This is a genomic window from Rothia nasimurium (genome assembly GCF_035916755.1).
GTDB lineage: Bacteria > Actinomycetota > Actinomycetes > Actinomycetales > Micrococcaceae > Rothia.
The window spans coordinates 218,646-235,874 of sequence record NZ_JAYWIX010000004.1 but is presented as its reverse complement, the minus strand read 5'-3'; the positions used below and the strand labels follow the sequence as shown (position 1 = coordinate 235,874).

Annotated in this window: 13 protein-coding genes; 2 read left to right on the top strand and 11 right to left on the bottom strand. The window is 58.6% G+C overall.

Features of this window, described 5'->3' with window-relative positions; genetic code table 11:
- Positions 1 to 36: 36 nt before the first annotated feature.
- The 9 genes from VSX42_RS06045 to nhaA (VSX42_RS06005) form a co-directional block, all read right to left on the bottom strand.
- Positions 37 to 1,101: an NAD(P)-dependent alcohol dehydrogenase gene (locus VSX42_RS06045; RefSeq protein WP_326503432.1), complete on the bottom strand. Its 1,065-nt coding sequence runs from the start codon at positions 1,099 to 1,101 to the stop codon at positions 37 to 39.
- A 128-nt stretch (positions 1,102 to 1,229) separates the two neighbouring features.
- The gene (locus VSX42_RS06040; RefSeq protein ID WP_326503431.1) at positions 1,230 to 1,556 is read right to left on the bottom strand and encodes a PLD nuclease N-terminal domain-containing protein; all 327 of its coding nucleotides are present in this window, start codon (positions 1,554 to 1,556) and stop codon (positions 1,230 to 1,232) included.
- Between the two features lie 156 nt (positions 1,557 to 1,712).
- On the bottom strand, positions 1,713 to 4,145 hold the full coding sequence (locus tag VSX42_RS06035) for a 5'-nucleotidase C-terminal domain-containing protein (RefSeq protein ID WP_326503430.1): 2,433 nt from the start codon (positions 4,143 to 4,145) through the stop codon (positions 1,713 to 1,715).
- 105 nt (positions 4,146 to 4,250) lie between these two features.
- Positions 4,251 to 5,669 carry a TIGR01777 family oxidoreductase gene (locus VSX42_RS06030; RefSeq protein ID WP_326503429.1) on the bottom strand — a complete coding sequence of 473 codons (1,419 nt, stop codon included), beginning with the start codon at positions 5,667 to 5,669 and terminating at the stop codon, positions 4,251 to 4,253.
- A 97-nt stretch (positions 5,670 to 5,766) separates the two neighbouring features.
- Positions 5,767 to 6,225 carry a hypothetical protein gene (locus VSX42_RS06025; RefSeq protein WP_326503428.1) on the bottom strand — a complete coding sequence of 153 codons (459 nt, stop codon included), beginning with the start codon at positions 6,223 to 6,225 and terminating at the stop codon, positions 5,767 to 5,769.
- A gap of 455 nt (positions 6,226 to 6,680) precedes the next feature.
- The gene (locus VSX42_RS06020) at positions 6,681 to 8,183 is read right to left on the bottom strand and encodes an APC family permease (RefSeq protein WP_326503427.1); all 1,503 of its coding nucleotides are present in this window, start codon (positions 8,181 to 8,183) and stop codon (positions 6,681 to 6,683) included.
- A 175-nt stretch (positions 8,184 to 8,358) separates the two neighbouring features.
- Complete coding sequence (locus tag VSX42_RS06015) at positions 8,359 to 9,912, bottom strand: alanine/glycine:cation symporter family protein (protein WP_326503426.1); 1,554 nt, start codon at positions 9,910 to 9,912, stop codon at positions 8,359 to 8,361.
- A gap of 152 nt (positions 9,913 to 10,064) precedes the next feature.
- Positions 10,065 to 11,429, bottom strand: coding sequence for a Na+/H+ antiporter NhaA (nhaA, locus tag VSX42_RS06010; RefSeq protein WP_326503425.1), 1,365 nt, complete (start codon positions 11,427 to 11,429; stop codon positions 10,065 to 10,067).
- 215 nt (positions 11,430 to 11,644) lie between these two features.
- Complete coding sequence (gene nhaA / locus VSX42_RS06005; RefSeq protein ID WP_326503424.1) at positions 11,645 to 12,994, bottom strand: Na+/H+ antiporter NhaA; 1,350 nt, start codon at positions 12,992 to 12,994, stop codon at positions 11,645 to 11,647.
- Positions 12,995 to 13,412: 418 nt separating this feature from the next.
- Here nhaA (VSX42_RS06005) and VSX42_RS06000 point away from each other — a divergent pair, with 418 nt between their 5' ends.
- Both VSX42_RS06000 and VSX42_RS05995 read left to right on the top strand, forming a co-directional pair.
- Positions 13,413 to 13,937 carry a MarR family winged helix-turn-helix transcriptional regulator gene (locus VSX42_RS06000; RefSeq protein ID WP_326503423.1) on the top strand — a complete coding sequence of 175 codons (525 nt, stop codon included), beginning with the start codon at positions 13,413 to 13,415 and terminating at the stop codon, positions 13,935 to 13,937.
- A gap of 688 nt (positions 13,938 to 14,625) precedes the next feature.
- Positions 14,626 to 15,258 (top strand): superoxide dismutase, encoded by a 633-nt coding sequence (locus VSX42_RS05995; protein WP_135012588.1) that lies wholly within the window; start codon positions 14,626 to 14,628, stop codon positions 15,256 to 15,258.
- A 253-nt stretch (positions 15,259 to 15,511) separates the two neighbouring features.
- Here VSX42_RS05995 and VSX42_RS05990 read toward each other — a convergent pair whose 3' ends face one another.
- The gene (locus VSX42_RS05990) at positions 15,512 to 16,255 is read right to left on the bottom strand and encodes a thermonuclease family protein (RefSeq protein ID WP_326503422.1); all 744 of its coding nucleotides are present in this window, start codon (positions 16,253 to 16,255) and stop codon (positions 15,512 to 15,514) included.
- Between the two features lie 115 nt (positions 16,256 to 16,370).
- Positions 16,371 to 17,192 (bottom strand): NUDIX hydrolase, encoded by an 822-nt coding sequence (locus tag VSX42_RS05985; RefSeq protein WP_326503421.1) that lies wholly within the window; start codon positions 17,190 to 17,192, stop codon positions 16,371 to 16,373.
- Positions 17,193 to 17,229: the final 37 nt, after the last annotated feature.

Here is a 17,229-nt window from a genome sequence, read left to right as displayed (position 1 = left end):
TTTGAGCTATATCCAAATAAGGACGCTGGTGGTCGGCTAGGCGCTGACCTCAGCGCTGTCGAAGGTTGCAGTGTCGATAACCACGCGGAACTGTACGTCGCCGGCGACAACGCGCTCGTAGGCCTCATCGACCTCGTTAACCCCGACCTTCTCGATAACAGCACCAATGCCGTGCTTGGCACAGAAATCTAGCATTTCTTGGGTTTCAGCGATACCGCCGATGTTGTTGCCGGTCAGTACCTTGCCGCCGCCAACCAGGCTGCCCAGGTGAATGCGGAGCTCTTCAGGGGGCAGGCCGACTACAGACATGATGCCGTGAGGCTTAAGTAGACCCAGGTAGGAGTCCAGGTCGATGGGGGCTGAGATGGTGTTGAGAATCAGGTCGAACTCACCGCGGTGGTTGGTGAAGAAGTCCTCTTCGGTAGTTGCCAGGGTGCGGGTAGCACCCAGCTTGGCGGCAGCGTCCGCCTTTTTGAGGGTGCGGGAGAGCACGGTTACTTCAGCACCCATAGCCGCTGCAATCTGCACGCCCATGTGGCCCAGACCACCCAGACCCAGTACGGCAACCTTGGAGCCAGGGCCAACCTTCCAGCGGGCCAGGGGTGAGTAGGTGGTGATGCCGGCGCAGAGCAGGGGCGCTGCCACGTCGAAGTCCAGGGCGTCGGGAATGCGCAGAACGAAGCGCTCATTGACGGTGACCTTCTGGGCGTAGCCGCCCTGGGTGATGGTGCCGTCGACGTCCTTGGCGTTGTAGGTGCCAACGTTGCCTTCGAGGCAGTCCTGCTCCTGGTCATTCTGGCACTGCTCGCACTTGCCACAGGAGTTGACCATGCAACCAACACCTACACGGTCGCCTACCTTGAACTGGGTGACAGCTGACCCGACTGCTTCAACGGTGCCAGCGATCTCGTGGCCTACAGCCAGGGGGAAGTGAGCCTCGCCCCATTCATTGCGGATGGTGTGAATGTCGGAGTGGCAGATACCGGCTGCCTCAATTGTGATGACGACATCGTCCTCGCGGGGTTCACGGCGCTCAATTTCAGTGACCTTGAAGGGCTGGTCTGGGCCAAACTTTTGCAGGGCTTTGACGGTGTAGGTCATGACTCTCCTAGTTGCGGTGTGCGGGGTGTATCAAAAATTCTTGATATGTTCTTACATACTCTACGCCTGCACCAGTATCGGGAGCGGGTGTGACAGGGGTGTTCGCCCTGGGGTGGCTCTGGGTTGATTTATTCCCTGATGGATTGTTCTTTTGTGTGGCCTTCTTCGCGCTCGCGCCGGTCAGCGCGCATGCGCAGCCAGTAGGCTAGGGGCCCCACAATGGGAATAAAAAGGGTGAAGAGCAGCCACTTGAGCTTCTGGATTTCGCTCAGGTGGGGCTGGCGGTGCACGGTGAGCACACAGAAGATGGCCAGGCCCATGGCGAGAAAGAGCAGGGGGTAGAAGAACCAGCCGAAGAGGCTGAGCTGGGTTCCGGTTACTTCGGCGGCGCGGACGCCCGCGGCAAGTAGGCCTGTAAGGGAAAGGGCTGGGGTGGAAAGGTAAGCGAGGGGCATAGTGTCCATGGTAGCGGGCAGAGCAAAGGGTAAGGGACCAGATTCCTCCGATAGTCCTTGTACACAACACATACAATGCGGAGTAATCTGGTCCCTTTATGAGGGCAGACTAGATTTTGAGCGCAAACGCGGTATCTAGCCTATGAAAGCTAGCTCTTAGGCCTTGCGGCGGCGGTTAGCTACCAGAGCAGCGCCACCGGCAAGCAGGGTCAGCGCACCTGCACCGGCAATCATCGAGGCGGTGAAACCGGTGTTAGCCAGGCGGCCAGATGAGCTGCTACCTGAGGAGGTAGAGGTCTTGATGGCACTGCCCTCCTCAGCCTTGTTGGTGTAGTTGGGGTCCTGCTCGCAACCTACGCCGTCCTTATCGGCATCCAGGCCCTGGTGGAAGCCTGCCTCATCGGACTTGATGGGGCGGTCCAAAGCGTCCCACACAGCGGCGCAGTTCTCGTACTCAAAAGCGGTAGCTGAGGGGGCGGGAGCTACGACGGTGCTGTCGGAGCTGGGATCTGCAGTCGGCTCGGCGGTGGGCTCAGCAGAGGGGGCGACAGTTGGCTCTTCGCTGGGAGTAGGAGCGGGAGTGGGTTCCTCGGAGGGCACGGGGGTAGGTTCAGCAATCTCACCGGTGAAGTTGGCTGAGAGGCGGACGGTGGTGCCAGCAACACCGGTCGCATCGGTCAGAACAATCTCGTGGGTGCCGTTGGTGACGCCCTTACCTGCCAGATCCAGGGAAACTGCCGCGGTGCCGTCCTCGGCTACAGCAACGGTGCCAACCTCAACGCCGCCCACGGTTACCTTCAGCTCGGTCAGAGCGGGCACACCGTAGCTACGGACGTTCAGGTCAGACAGGGAGAAGGCCAGGGTGCCGTTGACGTTGTAGCTCTCAGCCAAATCTGCTACGCGCACAGCCTGCTTGGCGAAGTTGGGGTCAACGGTGCCAGCGTTCTTGAAGTACTCAACGAAAGCGTCGGAATCTACCAGGGCGGTGTCCTTGGCGTTAGTGCCCTGGGAGAGGGTGCCGAAGTTATCGCCGCCGCCCAGCAGGAAGCTGGGGATAGCGACGGTGTAGATGTCGGCGTCCTCAACCTTCTTGCCGTTGACGTACACATCGAGCACGTTGGAGCCGCGGGTCGCGTAGCCCTCAGCATCGGGGGAACCGGTGTAGGTGTAGGTGACGTTCGATGACAAGCCCAGCTGCAGGTAGGGGCGGGTTGCCATCTCGCCGGCTGAGTTCTGCTGCCACTGCTCTTCGAGCACGGTCTTGAGCTGGGCGCCGGTGAGTTCGGTGGTCCAGAGGTTGTTGGCGAAGGGGGTCACGTTAACGATGTCCATGACGCGCACGTTCTGGTTCACAGCCAGGCCCAGCGAGGTGCGCAGGCCACCGGGCAGCTCATCGCGCAGGCCGCCGGGGTTGACGATGCCGATGTCGGCGGGGGTGCGGCCGGTGGAGTTAGCGGCAGCCAGGTACATGTCGGCAACCAGGTGGCCCATGGTGGATTCGTAGTTGCGCATGTCAAAGCCGCCCTGGGTGTCCTTGGCAGAGTCAAAACCGGTGGTGATGGGGGCACTGACCTGACCTGCAATGACAGAGCCCTGCTCGGTTGCATAGGCGTTAGCCTCGGTGATGATGGTATTGACCTGAGCTAGTACCGGGTCAGCTGCCAGCTGCTCGGCGGTGGGGGCGCTCATGCGCTTGACCAGCTCGGAGGAGTAGGTGGTGACCTTCTTATCGGCATCCAGGGTCAGCACAACCTTGCCCAGGTTATCGCCGTAGTTGCCGGTCTGCACAACGGGGCGGGTCTTGCCGGGTTGGCCGGGAACAGCCCCATCAATGACGTACTCGGCGTGGGTGTGACCGGTGAAAATAGCGTCTACAGCGGCGCTGGTCTGGTTGATGATCGCGTCTGACTCGGGGGCTGAGGTATCTACGCCCTCGTGGTACTCGGCGATGATGATGTCGGCCTCGCCGTTGCTTGCATCGCCGTCGGAGAGCTGAGCGGCGTACTTGTTCACGGCCTCAACGGGGTCGGTGAACTGCACGGACGCCAGCGCCGACGGGTCGGTCAGCTGCGGGGTCTCGGTGGTGACAGCACCAATGACGGCCACGGTAGTGCCGTTGACCTCGGTGGTGTAGTAGGGCTCCAGGGCGGGGGTGCCGTCAGCCTTCAGAACGTTGGCGCCCAGGTAGGTGAAAGAGGACGCGGGGATGATGCGGTTAACCAGATCGTCCATACCGGCATCGAACTCGTGGTTACCCACGGCGCTGGCAGAAAGACCGAGGGCGTTCAGGTAGTCCAGGGTGGGCTGGTCCTTCTGCACGCTGGAAACGTAGAGTGAAGCACCCACGTTATCGCCAGCAGACAGCAGTAGGGAGCCATCGGTGGCAGCCGCGCGCTCGGTCTGAATGGTGTTGGCCAGACCCATAGCGATGCTGGTAGAGATACGACCGTGGAAGTCGTTAATGTTCAGCAGGGTCAGGGTGGTGGTATCGGCTGCACCTGCACCTGGAACGGGGGCAACAACCAGGGCAACAACGGTTGCGCCACTTGCGGCCAGGCCAGCAAGACGGCGGGAGAGAGAAGAAGACATGCTTATCTTTCGCTCGGTGAATGATGATGTGTGTCATTCAACAGAATAGCCCGCTCCACGCCGTCTTGCCGGTGTTTAGAGTGATATTTCAGTGACCAAAAAGCCCTAGCGGACCAGCTCGTGGGCCAGGGCCCGCTCCAGTTCCGATTCAAAGAAAACGTAGCCACTCGCCAGAAGCTTATCGGCGCTAGCCCGCTGGCTCGCCAACGCCAATTCCTTTACTCCCTCTCGTCCCAGAACCAGGGCAGGTGCAGCGGGCGGGACAGGGAGCAGAGCGGGGCGATGCAGCACCCTACCCACCGTCTTGGCCAGAGTCTTAGCCGTCACCGGCGTAGGAGCTACCGCGTTGACCGGCCCTTCTAACTTTTCAGTGAGAACAGCGTGCACGTAGATACCGGCAATGTCGTCCAGGCTGATCCAGCTCTGCACCTGCTCACCCGAACCAACCCAGCCACCGGTCCCGCTCAAGAACGCCGGAAGCTGCAGGCGCAACATGCCACCCAGGGCAGACTGCACCAGGCCGGTGCGCACGTTAACTACTCGAAGTCCAGCCTCTCGGGCAGGCTCACAGGCGGCCTCCCACGCCTGGCATACCCGCGCCAGGAAGCCACTCCCGGCGTCCTGATCCTCGGTCAGCACCTCGTTGCCCCGGTCAGGGCCGTAAAAACCTACCGCAGAGGCACACACAAAAACCTGCGGGGCCGCGTCCGCACCCCTCTGTTCTGCAAGCTCAGCCAGGGTGGTCGCCAGCAGGGTCGTGGACTCCACGCGGGAGGCAAGAATCTTCTGCTTATTCTCCTCGGTAAAGCGCTGGTTGATGCTGGCCCCGCCCAGGTGGATGACGGCGTCCGCACCCTCAAAAGCGACAGTATCGACCTCGCCGGCAGATGGATCCCAACGGAACTCGTGATCCGCCTCGGGGGCGCGGCGCACCAGGGTGCGTACCGTATGTCCACCACCGGTCAGCAGAGCCACCACCTGGCGCCCCACCATGCCGGACGCCCCCGCAACCACTACCGTCAGAGGCTCACTTTCATAGCGCTCGTGGAAATCAAGATCGGCGCGGATACGGCGCTCACGGGCAACAAAGACCTTCTCAAGTTGCTTCCGAGCCACGGCCCGGGCCAGACGCTCGGCAGCAGTCCCCACCTTTTCTGCGGGTGCGGGCGGCGTAGGAAGTGCCGTAAAGGTTATGCTGTCACGCACCACCGTATCGCCCGGGGTGGGCAGGAAATCGTGGGTATGCTCCCAGGTCGAAAGGGGACCGCGGGCCATCTCATCGGTGAAGGAATCCGCGGACGAGTGGGTGTGGCGGGCCACCCAGGGCAGGGTCAGCAGGCCCGAGGTCAGCGGCAGAGCCACCCGGGTGTGAGCGGTACTTCCCGGCTCCTGGGGGGCGCCCTCTTCAACCACCGAGCCAGCCCAGTGAGGGGTTGCCCGGGTCAGGGCGCCGGGGCGCATAAACCAGGTGCGCACCGTATCTTCGGGGTGGGGGTAAGCGGCAGTATAGGTAAAGTCAGCCATGGCAACCTTCCTGGGATCAAAGGAATTTTAAGCAACCTTACCTTTTGGGAGGGGCAATGCGCGGCAGGCACGCGCGATTGATAGAAAAGAAAGCCTCCTAGATAGCCAGGGCGGTTAGCTTCGCCTCCACAGCCTCAATCAGCTCAGCCAACGTGGTGATGTAATACTTCTCAGCCAGGGTCACCGCATTCTCACCCGGCAGGCCGTCCGTAGCGAAAGACCCCAGGCCAAAACTAGCCCCGGCGCCAAAGCTGCTGGTAGCGGGTGCCTGGCTGCCGGCGTCCTGACCAAAAGCGCCCACCCCAAAGGTGGACGCCGGCGCGCTCGCCGCCTCGCGCGTGAGGGTATAGCCGTAGGCCGTGGAATCGGCATAGCTGATGTTGAGCACATACTCCACCTGCACGCCGTCCTCGGTGCGCTCCACCGACAGGTCGGCGTCGTCAAGGAACTCACCGTCTAGCTCCAGGCCGCCGTTGTATTCCAGGGCCCAGCCAAACTTGCGGGCCAACGCAAAAGCGGTCTCTTTAATCTGGGTGCGCTGCGGGTCAATAGCCACTGACTCTCCTTGCCGAGGCGGGTGTTTCGTATCTACTGTACTTCGAGTCAAAGAAAGGGGATAAAGAGAAGCGGAGACGAGCCCTTCCCAGGGGGCCCGCCTCCACTTCGAGGTACTGCCCACACCCCTGCGGGCAGCTATCAGAGACGATAAATTTGAAACACACTCATACTCTGAATCGCAGGTCTGTCAGCCCAAACTCTTCCAGACCTACTACACCAAGTATGACACCTTAACCTATGCAAAACCTGAGATTCTGTAGGCATAAAAGGGGATAAAAACCAGGCAGGTGAGGGGTCTTGCCCCCTGTTTTGGGTCTGGCAAGGTGAAACAAAACCACCCCTCAATGGTGCAAATTTTATCTATCTGTAAAAAATTTCTAGACCTTCAGGGCGTGTTGCCCTCTCTGTCACACGCTTGACCGGTGATAGAGAGGGCATGGTGGCACAGGCGCCCTATTTCACCTCGTCAAGGTCAGCAGACTCGGGCACCTTGACCCGGGTATCCATGTTCAGGGTATCGCCGCGGAAGAAGGGCTTGAACTCGTCACGGCCCATCAACAGGGCCATCAGCCCAAAGCCAATCACAAAGGAGGCAACCGCCGTGACAAAGACGCCGCTGGTGCCCAGCATCTGGGTGTAACCGTACTCCGGGTCAGCCATGTTGTAGAGCGAAATAACCAGAATCGCGGTCATCATCAGACCACCGGTTGCCGGAATAACCAGGCGGAACACCACGTTGCGGGCGCTAGTGAAAATATCGCCCCGGTAGTACTTGATGCAGGCGAAGGACGTCACCGCGTAGTACAGGGCCACAGCCACGCTGGCAGCCTCGATGGTATCGGCCAGCATGTTCTCGCTGATGTAGGTCATGCCCGCGTAGAAGAGAGCCGAGCACACACCCATATAAACGGTAGAGGTCTTAGGGGTCTTGAACTTGGGGTGCACATCGCCAAACTTGGCCGGGATTGACCGGTAGACAGCCATGGCAAAAATACCGCGGGAGGAGGGCAGAATCGTGGTCTGGCAAGTCGCCAGGGCCGATACAGCCACCGCCAGAATGATGACCCAACCCCAGGAGCCCAGGGCGGCGTCCTTAAAGGGGGTGAAGACGTCGTCCGAATTATCGGGGTTAGCCAGACCAATCCCGCCTGAGCCAGCACCCGCGTACATTAGGGCCACCACGGCCACAAACACATAGGTGACCACCAGAATGGAGCTAGAAAGGACGGCCGCACGCCCCGGGGTACGGTGAGGATCCTTGGTTTCCTCAGCAATAGCCAGGCAGGTATCCCAACCCCAGTAGATAAAAATGGCAATCAGAACAGCCTGAATCATGCCGTTAAAACTGGCCTCAAAAGGATTAAACCAGCTGGCCTCAAACTCAAAACCCGTCACAGTGCCCGAGGCCAGCGAGTTAAAGACCCCCAAAGCCAGCAACACAATAGCCACGTACTGAATACCCACTAGCAGCCACTGGGTGAGCGAACCGGCCTCAATATTGCGGTAAGAAATCCAGGTAGTTAGAGCAATCACCAGCACCCCGGTTGCCACAATCACGTGCTTGTTATGGGCCAGGTCGTCCTGCCCCACCAAAAGCCAAAAATAAATTGCTGCGATCTGGGTCTGATTAGCCATAGCAATCACACCCGCAACGATCACGCCCCAGCCAGAAATCCAGCCGGTCTTAGGGCCAAAAGCCTTAGCGCCCCAGGTAAAGACCGTGCCCGAATCCGGAACTGCCTGATTCAGCTCCTTATACGAGAGCGCCGTCAAAAGCATAGGGATAAAACCCAAAATTAGGGCGATAGGGGCCTGATAGCCCACCGCTATCACGATGAACCCAATCGAGGCAGCCAGAGAATACATGGGGGCAGTTGACGCTACCCCAATAACGGTTGAAGAAGCTAGTCCCAGGCGCCCCGCGGCCAGGCCCTTATGGCGAAAGTCGTTGGTCATTGTCGCTAAAGATCATCCTCTACAGTGAAGCGGGCATATGCGACCCGCCCCCGGTGGCGGTTAAAGAACAGGTTTCAGTATATGGGTTTAAAAGAAGGACGCCGCCCCGCGCCACCCCTGCCGCAGGGCAGGGAGTGGGGGAGCGGCATCCTGAACTAACCTAAAGCTCAGAAACTTACCTGCCTCGTGCGGCGCGCTTCTGGGCTTGCTCACGGTCGTAAGCCTCCCAGTGCTCGCGCAGGGTGAGGGGGTCGGTGCCGTCCCAGGCGTCCAGGTTCTTAATCTCAGGTAGATCTGAGGCCTGGAAAACAGGCTCAAGCCCGGCCTTGCGCTGCGCCTCATAGTTGCGCAGCACCTTCATAACCTGGGGCATCAGCAGACATACTGCGGTCAGGTTCACAATAACCATGCCGCCGTTGAGCACATCTGCTAGGTTCCAGAGCAGATCCAGTGAAGAAATGGCACCGAAGAAGACGAACACAATCACAATCGCGCGGAAGATGTTCATGGGCAGGTGCTTCTCAGTCACAAAGCGGATGTTGGACTCACCGTAGTAGTAGTTGCCGATAATAGATGAGAAAGCGAAAAGGGTAATGGCAAGAGTCAAGAAATGAATCGCCCAGGGGCCCAGGTGGGTTGACAGCGCAACCTGGGTTAGGGTGCCTGACTGTTCACGGTCACCGTAGGGCACATTGCCAGCCACCAGCACAATGAAGGCGGTAACGGAGCAGACCAGCATGGTGTCAAAGTAGACACCCAGCGCCTGCACAAAGCCCTGCTTAGCGGGGTGGGAAACAGAGGCGGTTGCACCGGCGTTGGGGGCGGTACCCATACCGGCTTCGTTGGAGAGCAGGCCGCGGCGCATACCGTGAATAATGATCATGCCGATGCCGGTGCCGGTAACGAACTCGCTGATGCCGAAGGCACCTTCAAAGATGGAGATCAGGACGCCGGGTACAGACCCGATGTTCATCACAACAATGATGAGACCCAGGATCAGGTAGAGCACTGCCATGAAGGGTACCAGGATTTCGGTGACTGCTGAGATAGTGCGGATGCCACCGAAGATGATGAAGCCGGCGATAGCTGCAATGACGATGCCGATGATAACGCGGAAGCCCATGCCGCTTGTGCCCGTGACGTCAATACCGAAGGAGCCAGCTGCAGCGCCCACAATAGCGTTGGTTTGAACGGCAACGAACACGAATGCATAGGTGATAACAATGAAACCTACGAAGATGAGGCCGAGCCAGCGGGCGCCGAGGCCGCGTGACATGTAGTAGGCGGGGCCACCAATGTAGGAGTCTTCGCCCTTGCGCTTGTAGAGCTGGCCGAGCAGTGATTCTGCGAAGGCGCTGGCGGCACCGATTGAGGCGATGACCCACATCCAGAAGACAGCGCCGGGGCCACCGAGGATGATGGCCATAGCTACACCAACGATGTTGCCAACACCGACGCGGGAGGCCGCTGAGACGGTGAAGGCGCGGAAGGCAGAGATGCTCTTCTTGCCGTTGTATTCGGTGCCTGCAGGGTCTTTGAGGGTGCGGAACATTTCGCCGATGAGGCGGAACTGCACACCGCGGGTGGCGATGGTGATGCCGAGGCCTGCTCCGACGAGGAGGAAGAGGATGAGGTAGGTCCAGAGGGCATCTGAGATGCCGATGATGACGTCGGTGGCTCCAGCGGTGGATTCATTGATCCAGTTCACTGCATTGAGCAGAAAGTCCATGCGTGCTCCAAATTTCGTGTGAAGGGCAGGGCGGCCCTGGGGAGGGTGCGATAAGCACTAGGTAATTCTCACAGCTCGGTTTGGTTTCTGCAAAGCAGATGGACTGTGATGTTCGCGGTTCACGCCCTGCCCTCCCCTAGGGGAGGGTAAATCTAGGCGCGGCCGCTCCCGCTGCTGCGGGCGGTGTCGTCACTAAAGATGTCAGGAATCCCATCGGCGTTTGCGTCGATACTCTCCTTTTGGGCAATGAGCTTGTAGTGCTGGTTGCGCAGTGACAGGAGTGAGGCACCAAGGATTGCCGCGATGACTGAGCCGATCATGATGCCGATCTTGGCCTCCTCAGTGTGGGCAGAACCGGCCGCGAAGGAAAGCTCAGCAACCAGCATCGAGACAGTAAAGCCGATACCGCCGGTAGCGGCAAGACCTACCACGTCAAGCCAGGTGATGTCGGAGTCAAGACTGACGCCCCGGAAGCGGGTGATGAGCCAGGTGGTGCCGGTAATGCCGACGGTCTTGCCCAGCACCAGACCGACCATAATACCGATAGCAACTGAGTCAGTGAGGGCGGTGCGCAGGCCCTCCCAGCCACCTACGGCTACACCTGCCGAGAAGAAGGCAAAGACGGGTACGCAGAAGCCTGTGGAGAGCGGGCGCAGGCGGTGCTCTAGGGTCTCAGCCAAGGACGCGTGCGCGTCAGCCTGCTGGGCCTGGGCAGTCATGCGCACAGGGACGCAGAAGCCCAAGATAACCCCGGCAATGGTGGCGTGAATGCCTGATTCGAGGAAGAGTGCCCAGGTCAGTAGGCCAAGGGGGAGTAGAATCACCCAGGCGGCCCACTTGTGATTGTGGAAGAGCTTTTCGTGTTTGTGGGTCAACCAGAAATATAGCCCGATGGGAATAATAGAGGCGATGAGGTACCAGGCATGGAAGTTGCTGGTGTAGAAGAGGGCGATAATGACGATGGCAATCAGGTCATCGACCACGGCCAGGGTGAGCAGGAAGGTACGGAGGGCTGCGGGCAGGAAGGTGCCCACACCGGCGAGGACTGCCACCGCGAAAGCGATATCGGTGGCGGCGGGAATAGCCCAGCCGTGTACTGCAGTTTCGTTGCCGTGGTTGATAGCGAAGTAGATAATAGCCGGGGTCATGGCGCCGCCGAAGGCTGCCGCTACCGGAACAATAGCCTTGCCCGGGTCGCGCAGGTCACCTACCACGAACTCTTTTTTCAGCTCTAGGCCGGTGAGGAAGAAGAAGACCGTGAGCAGGCCGTCAGCCGCCCAGAGGTGCACGTTCATCATCAGGTGGCTGAAGCCGGGAATGTTGAAACCAAGTTCGGTGTCGCGGATGCCTTCGTAGAAGTGAGCTGCCTGGGTGTTAGCCAGGACGACGGCAAGCACGGTGGCGGCGAGAAGAATAAAACCGCCCACCGATTCCTTGCGCATAATCTCTGAGACTCGGCTGGTCTCGGCGTACGATCCGCGGGAAAAGAGCGGGTCCTTGTGAGGCGTTTCAGTCATGCCTCTCCTTAGGTCAGGTGTGTCTTCGCTTGCTTCAGGTTCCATTATGCTCCTTTAGCCCAGCTAATGCCGGAATCTGAGATGCAGAACTGCACACCGGCGTCCGCCCCTCATCTCACTCAAGGGGACCGCAAAACTTCAAAAGGACCGCATAATATGCGGTCCTTTTGAAGAAATCAGGTCCCCTCGGGGGTGTGTTGAGGGGCAGGCGGACGCTAGGCGCCGGGGCGGGGTGCGTCCGTGTTGTCGGTGAAGACGTCGGGGATGCCGTCCTGGTTCTCGTCCACGGTCTCCTTGAGCGCAATCTGCTTGTAGTGCTTGTTGCGAATCGACAGGATAACGGCACCCAGCAGAGCAGCGGTAACCGAAGCAGTCAGAATCGCGACCTTAGCTGCATCGTTGTAGTCAGAGCCCAGGCCGAAGGAAAGCTCGGCAATCAGCAGGGAGACGGTAAAGCCGATACCGGCCAGGGTGGCTACGCCAATAACATCGATCCAGGCGATATCGGGGTCGAGGTTGGCGCGGCGCAGACGGGTAACCAGCCAGGTGGAAGCAGTAATACCGATCATCTTGCCGAAAATCAGGGCCAGAATAATGCCGTAGGCAATCGGCTCGGTTACTGCATCGACAAAGCCCTGGAAGCCACCGATAGCGACGCCTGCTGAGAAGAAGGCGAAGACGGGTACGCAGAAACCGGCGGAGAAGGGGCGCACGCGGTGCTCCATGACCTCTGCCAGGCCGTGGTGGGCGTCCGCTGCCTCGGTGCGCTTGTTCTTGCGCACGGGAATCATGAAGGCCAAAATGACACCTGCGATGGTGGCGTGAATACCGGAGTTCAGGAAGAGTACCCAGACCACAAAACCGATGGGCAGCAGGATGAACCAGGACGCGGCGGGGGAGAGGTGGAAGAGCTTCTCACCCTTGCGCGCTACCAGGGCGTAGAGGGCAATCGGGATAATCGAGAGCGCCAGGTAGCCGATTTGTAGGTCAGAGGTGTAGAAGAGGGCGATGATGGTGATAGCGATGAGGTCATCGACCACGGCCAGGGTGAGCAGGAAGGTGCGCAAGGCGCTAGGTAGGTGGGAGCCAATGACGGCGAGGACGGCCACAGCGAAAGCGATGTCGGTTGCCGCAGGAATAGCCCAGCCCCCCAGTGCCTCGGAGCTGCTGTTGAGGTTGACCAGTACGTAGATGATAGCGGGTAGGGCAACGCCGCCTGCTGCTGCCACGATGGGCACCAGGGCCTTGCCGGGGTTGCGCAGGTCGCCCTCGACGAATTCTTTTTTGAGTTCCAGACCGACCAGGAAGAAGAAGACCGCTAGCAGGCCGTCCGCTGCCCAGTGGCCGATGGAGAGCTTGAGGTGTAGACCCCAGAAGTCTGCGCCCAGGTAGGTATCGCGCAGGCCGAAGTAGTGCTCGGCGGCCGCTGAGTTAGCAAAGATGAGGGCGAGGACGGTGGCAACCAGCAAGATGATGCCGCCGGTGGATTCCTTGGAGAGAATCTCTGAAATGCGCTGCGATTCCTTGTAGGAGCCACGCGACAGGACGGTGTTTTCTGATGACATAAACGCTCTTTGAGGTCGATGGGTAACGATAAACCGCCTACTCACCGGCCGCTTCTGAAGGGCTACACCAGTGCGGACGCCTGTAGTGCCGCGGGTGCCTACCTTAGGTGGGGAGGCGGTGAGTTGGGCGGGCCGACCAGTCTTCCCGGCACACCTTAGTAGCCTAGCTTATCAAATGAAGGGGGTGCTAGGGAAAATTTAGGGGCTGAGGGTAAATTTTGGCAGCGAGTCATGCTAGCAAAGAAGGGGTTTGAGGGGTATCTCTCGGTAGTCAGAAGCAAAAACTGGCCCTAAATAATCGATATTTTTCGTTAAAGACAACAACACGGGTGCACCAGAAGCAGAAACTGTTTCGAATGAAACTTAGACTAGGTATAGACAACCCCCACTTTTACCCACAGTACCGACCAGAGGAACCATGAGCGAAGAAACCCCCGCAGCCGCTAACGATACCGCCCGCTGGCTTACGGAAGAAGAGCGCGAGGGCTGGCTCTTTATCTCCTCCATCATGTTTAACCTGCCAGGCCAACTTGAAAGCCAGTTGCAGAAAGATTCGGGCCTCAGCTTCGTGGAGTACATGGTGCTCGCTATGCTCTCGGAATCCCCCCAGCATAAGCTCACCATGACTGACCTTGCTAAGCAGACCAACACCCTGCTACCCCGTCTTTCACGTGTGGTAACTCGTCTGGAGAAAGACAACTTTGTGGAACGTAGTATCTGGGCCAAGGACCGCCGCGTCTCTATCTGCCACCTATTACCCGGCGGTCTGGCCAAGGTCCAGGAGGCTGCTCCCGGCCACGTTGAAGCCGTCCGCCGTATTATCTTTGACCAGCTCAACGCCCGCCAGGTGAAGTCCCTGGCCAAGATTGGCGAGTCAGTATTGGGCGACAAGCCCAGCGAAATTATCAACGTGCGTAACGTTGAACTCTTTGATGAAGAGTAGGCTGCCAGTCGGGCTCTGCCCCAGGTTTTAATAACAAAAACTGCTAGAGCTCCGCCCCCGATACGTGGGGGTGGAGCTCTTGTTTATCCACAGGTTTTATCCCCAGCAAAATGCGGACGCAGCCCGCAGGCGTGCTGCTTTAAGGCTGGTTACAGGGGGTTTTGGGGCGATTTTGGGTGCTTTTTCGCCTTTTATCCCCAACTGTGGATAAGTCTGTGAACAATATCCACTTAAAAGGCGGAAAAACTACCAGCCCTGTGGGTAAGAGCGGCGAAAAGCCCATAAAACTCGCAGTTTCAGGCCTTAGAAGCAGGTTCTCCACAGGTTTTATCCACACCCGTGGATAAGTGACAACAGTGTGATTTTCGAACAACACCGGTGTATTTTCGAAAGACTAACCCCCGAATTACCCCATTCTGCCCCGCATTCCCTCGAACATCTTCGAAACTCCCACCCGTGTAATTCGAATATCCCCAGTTTTATCCCCACCTGTGGATAACTTTCCCGTCCCTTAAGTGGAAAGCTGTGGAAAAACTGCTGCCGGCGTCCGTCTGCCCCGTTTCAGACCGTTTTGCCCAGGGCTAAACAAGGGGACTTATCAAGTAACCTCCCGTGACCCCGTGCTCCCCAGTGTGTAGAGTTAAACCCAGAAAGACCCAAAGAAGGGCCTTCAACGAAAGGAATGACCATGTCAGAAAAGTACGTTCTGCCTGAACTCGACTACGATTACGCAGCCCTCGAGCCCCACATCTCAGCCCGCATCATGGAGCTGCACCACTCTAAGCACCACGCAACCTACGTCGGCGGCGCCAACACCGCCCTCGAAAAGATGGAAGAAGCCCGCGAAAAGGGCGACTTCGCCAACATCGGCAAGCTCTCCAAGGACCTGGCCTTCAACCTGGGTGGCCACACCAACCACTCCATCTTCTGGAAGAACCTTTCACCCGAGGGCGGCGACAAGCCCGTCGGTGAACTGGCAGCAGCAATCGATAACGACTTCGGCTCCTTCGACGGCTTCCGCGCCCACTTCGAGAACGTAGCCCTCACCATCCAGGGCTCCGGCTGGGCTATCCTTGCCTGGGACACCGTGGGTAAGCGCCTGGTTATCGAGCAGCTCTACGATCAGCAGGGCAACATCTCCGTCGCCCTGATCCCCGTCCTGCAGCTCGATATGTGGGAGCACGCTTTCTACCTGGACTACCAGAACGTCAAGGGCGACTATGTCAAGGCCTTCTGGAACATCGTTAACTGGGAAGACGTCGCAGCCCGCTTCGACCGCGCAGTCTCCCAGACCAAGGGCCTCATCATTCCTGAGGCCTAAACCTCTCGCACCCTGTGTGCAGGAAAAAAGCCGGGTGCCGGCGTCCTTCTCACCAGAGCGGACGCCGGCACCCGGCTTTTAATCGCAACCTGGGACTGTAATACTGGCATGTTCACCCTCTAAATTTTGCTCTCACCAGTGTAAATAATGCCCAGGGAATAGGTAGCAAAGAGCTCCTAGAAGCTGTAGATTCTCTCACCCGCCTGCCAAGAGGCAGGGGAGCGAGGGACGGCGTCCGCTGAGCTCAGCCCTTTTAGGAACCCGGGCGCACCGGGGTGGCCTCAGCCTCAGCCTTCTTCTGCTGGTTCACGCTGGCGCCGTTCTCAGGGTAGAAGTCATCGCCCAGAAGTGAACGGAGTTCATTTAGCTGTGCTTTCACGGCGTCTAGGGTCACGATTGACCCTACCCACTGAGCGGGAGCTTTAGTTTGTTCTTCTAAGTCCTTGTACACCGCAGAGGCGTCACGGTAGATAGCCTGGCGTTCGTTTTCACGTTGCTTTTGCTCTAGCGGTGCTTCGGCTGATGTGTCCACTTCCCAGCTTTTAGCGTCCTCTACGGCTGTCTTTTGCGCCTGGATTTGAGCAGGAATGGTACATTCGATGTCCTTGGAATAGAGACCAAGACCCTCATTGGCAGCATCCTGCTGAGCCTGAGAAATCTCGCCGTAGAACTCATCTGCATTGCTGGTAAAGGTGGTAGCAACCATGCCAGCCCGCGCCATATCACGGTTGATAAAAGCGTCCCCCGCATACACGGCGGCCTCAACGTAGCCCGTTGCCCCGCGCTGGGACTCATCAAAATTCAGAGTTACCTGGCTACCTTCGGGTAGCTTCTCCGCAAGAAGAGCCTTGGACTCATCGATGAGACAAGTGCTTGATAAAGCAACGCCATTGCTCGAAGGAGCCGCGGTGTTGATTAACCGAACTTCTTTCTCAACTCCATCGATATTGGCGGTAAATGTGTTAGCCGATTCCACGGAAACTACAGTGGCGGTCATACCATCGGTGTATGTAATGGTGGGGTTCGCTTCAGGGGTTGCTTCTGTGGGTGACCCGCATGCAGATAAAGCGAGCACAGTGACTGCTACTAAGGGCACTAGGCGCTTCATAAATTTACTTCCCCTGTTCGGCGTTATAGGCGGCCTCACGGTACATGCCCAGAGGGCCCTGATCCGCGAAAGCACGCGAGTGATTGTAACGGTAAAGACGCGGCGGGCGGTGGCGGGTCCCCTCAACACGCTTACCTGTATCAATAATAGACTTGGACGCCGCAATCTGACGGCGGAAGTTCGCCGGGTCAAGCGCCCGACCTAAAATCGCTTCGTAGACCTCACGCAGCTGGGCGAGCGTGAACTCCTCACCCAAGAAGGAGTGGGCGATGCGGGAGTACTCCACCTTATTCTGCAGGCGGTAGAGGGCGTACTCAACGATCTCGTTATGGTCAAACGCCAGGATAGGGAGCTCGTCAATCGGGAACCAGCGGATATTCTCGTGCACGCGGGTTCGGTTCACCTCGGTCTGGGGGATCGACGCCCAGTAAATCACCGACACCACACGCTCATGCCGGTCTTCCTCAGCGGGAACAGGCAGAGAGCCACCCTCACGCATAATCTTGTAATCCGGGGTGCGGTGAACATCGCCAAAAGCATAGAGCTGCTCAAGATACCCCGGCACCAGGCCGGTCGCCCGCTGAAGGGTATAACCAGCGGCCTCTTCAAGAGACATATCGGGCTGGAGAGGGCCACCCGGCAAAGCCCACTGACCCTTATAAGGCTCACGCAAACGACGCACCAGAGGCAGCCACAGCGAATGTTGAGACTCGCCCTCCTTACGTCGCAGAGCCAAAATCACGGTAGAAACAGCAAGCGAAACCGACGCATGGTCGGCATCAAGATGCTCATCGTGGTGGGCCTGGGCGGCGTTCGGCAAAGTCATGTGGCTCCCCGGTCGTAGGCAGTAAAAATCAGGACGC

What these genes read in the sequence shown, in the direction of transcription:
- nhaA (WP_326503425.1), bottom strand. Translation starts at nt 11,429, where the DNA reads ATGACTGAAACGCCTCACAAGGACCCGCTCTTTTCCCGCGGATCGTAC.
- VSX42_RS06035 (WP_326503430.1), bottom strand. Translation starts at nt 4,145, where the DNA reads ATGTCTTCTTCTCTCTCCCGCCGTCTTGCTGGCCTGGCCGCAAGTGGC.
- VSX42_RS06020 (WP_326503427.1), bottom strand. Translation starts at nt 8,183, where the DNA reads ATGACCAACGACTTTCGCCATAAGGGCCTGGCCGCGGGGCGCCTGGGA.
- VSX42_RS06015 (WP_326503426.1), bottom strand. Translation starts at nt 9,912, where the DNA reads ATGGACTTTCTGCTCAATGCAGTGAACTGGATCAATGAATCCACCGCT.
- VSX42_RS06000 (WP_326503423.1), top strand. Translation starts at nt 13,413, where the DNA reads ATGAGCGAAGAAACCCCCGCAGCCGCTAACGATACCGCCCGCTGGCTT.
- VSX42_RS05985 (WP_326503421.1), bottom strand. Translation starts at nt 17,192, where the DNA reads ATGACTTTGCCGAACGCCGCCCAGGCCCACCACGATGAGCATCTTGAT.
- VSX42_RS06040 (WP_326503431.1), bottom strand. Translation starts at nt 1,556, where the DNA reads ATGCCCCTCGCTTACCTTTCCACCCCAGCCCTTTCCCTTACAGGCCTA.
- VSX42_RS05995 (WP_135012588.1), top strand. Translation starts at nt 14,626, where the DNA reads ATGTCAGAAAAGTACGTTCTGCCTGAACTCGACTACGATTACGCAGCC.
- VSX42_RS06030 (WP_326503429.1), bottom strand. Translation starts at nt 5,669, where the DNA reads ATGGCTGACTTTACCTATACTGCCGCTTACCCCCACCCCGAAGATACG.
- VSX42_RS06045 (WP_326503432.1), bottom strand. Translation starts at nt 1,101, where the DNA reads ATGACCTACACCGTCAAAGCCCTGCAAAAGTTTGGCCCAGACCAGCCC.
- nhaA (WP_326503424.1), bottom strand. Translation starts at nt 12,994, where the DNA reads ATGTCATCAGAAAACACCGTCCTGTCGCGTGGCTCCTACAAGGAATCG.
- VSX42_RS05990 (WP_326503422.1), bottom strand. Translation starts at nt 16,255, where the DNA reads ATGACCGCCACTGTAGTTTCCGTGGAATCGGCTAACACATTTACCGCC.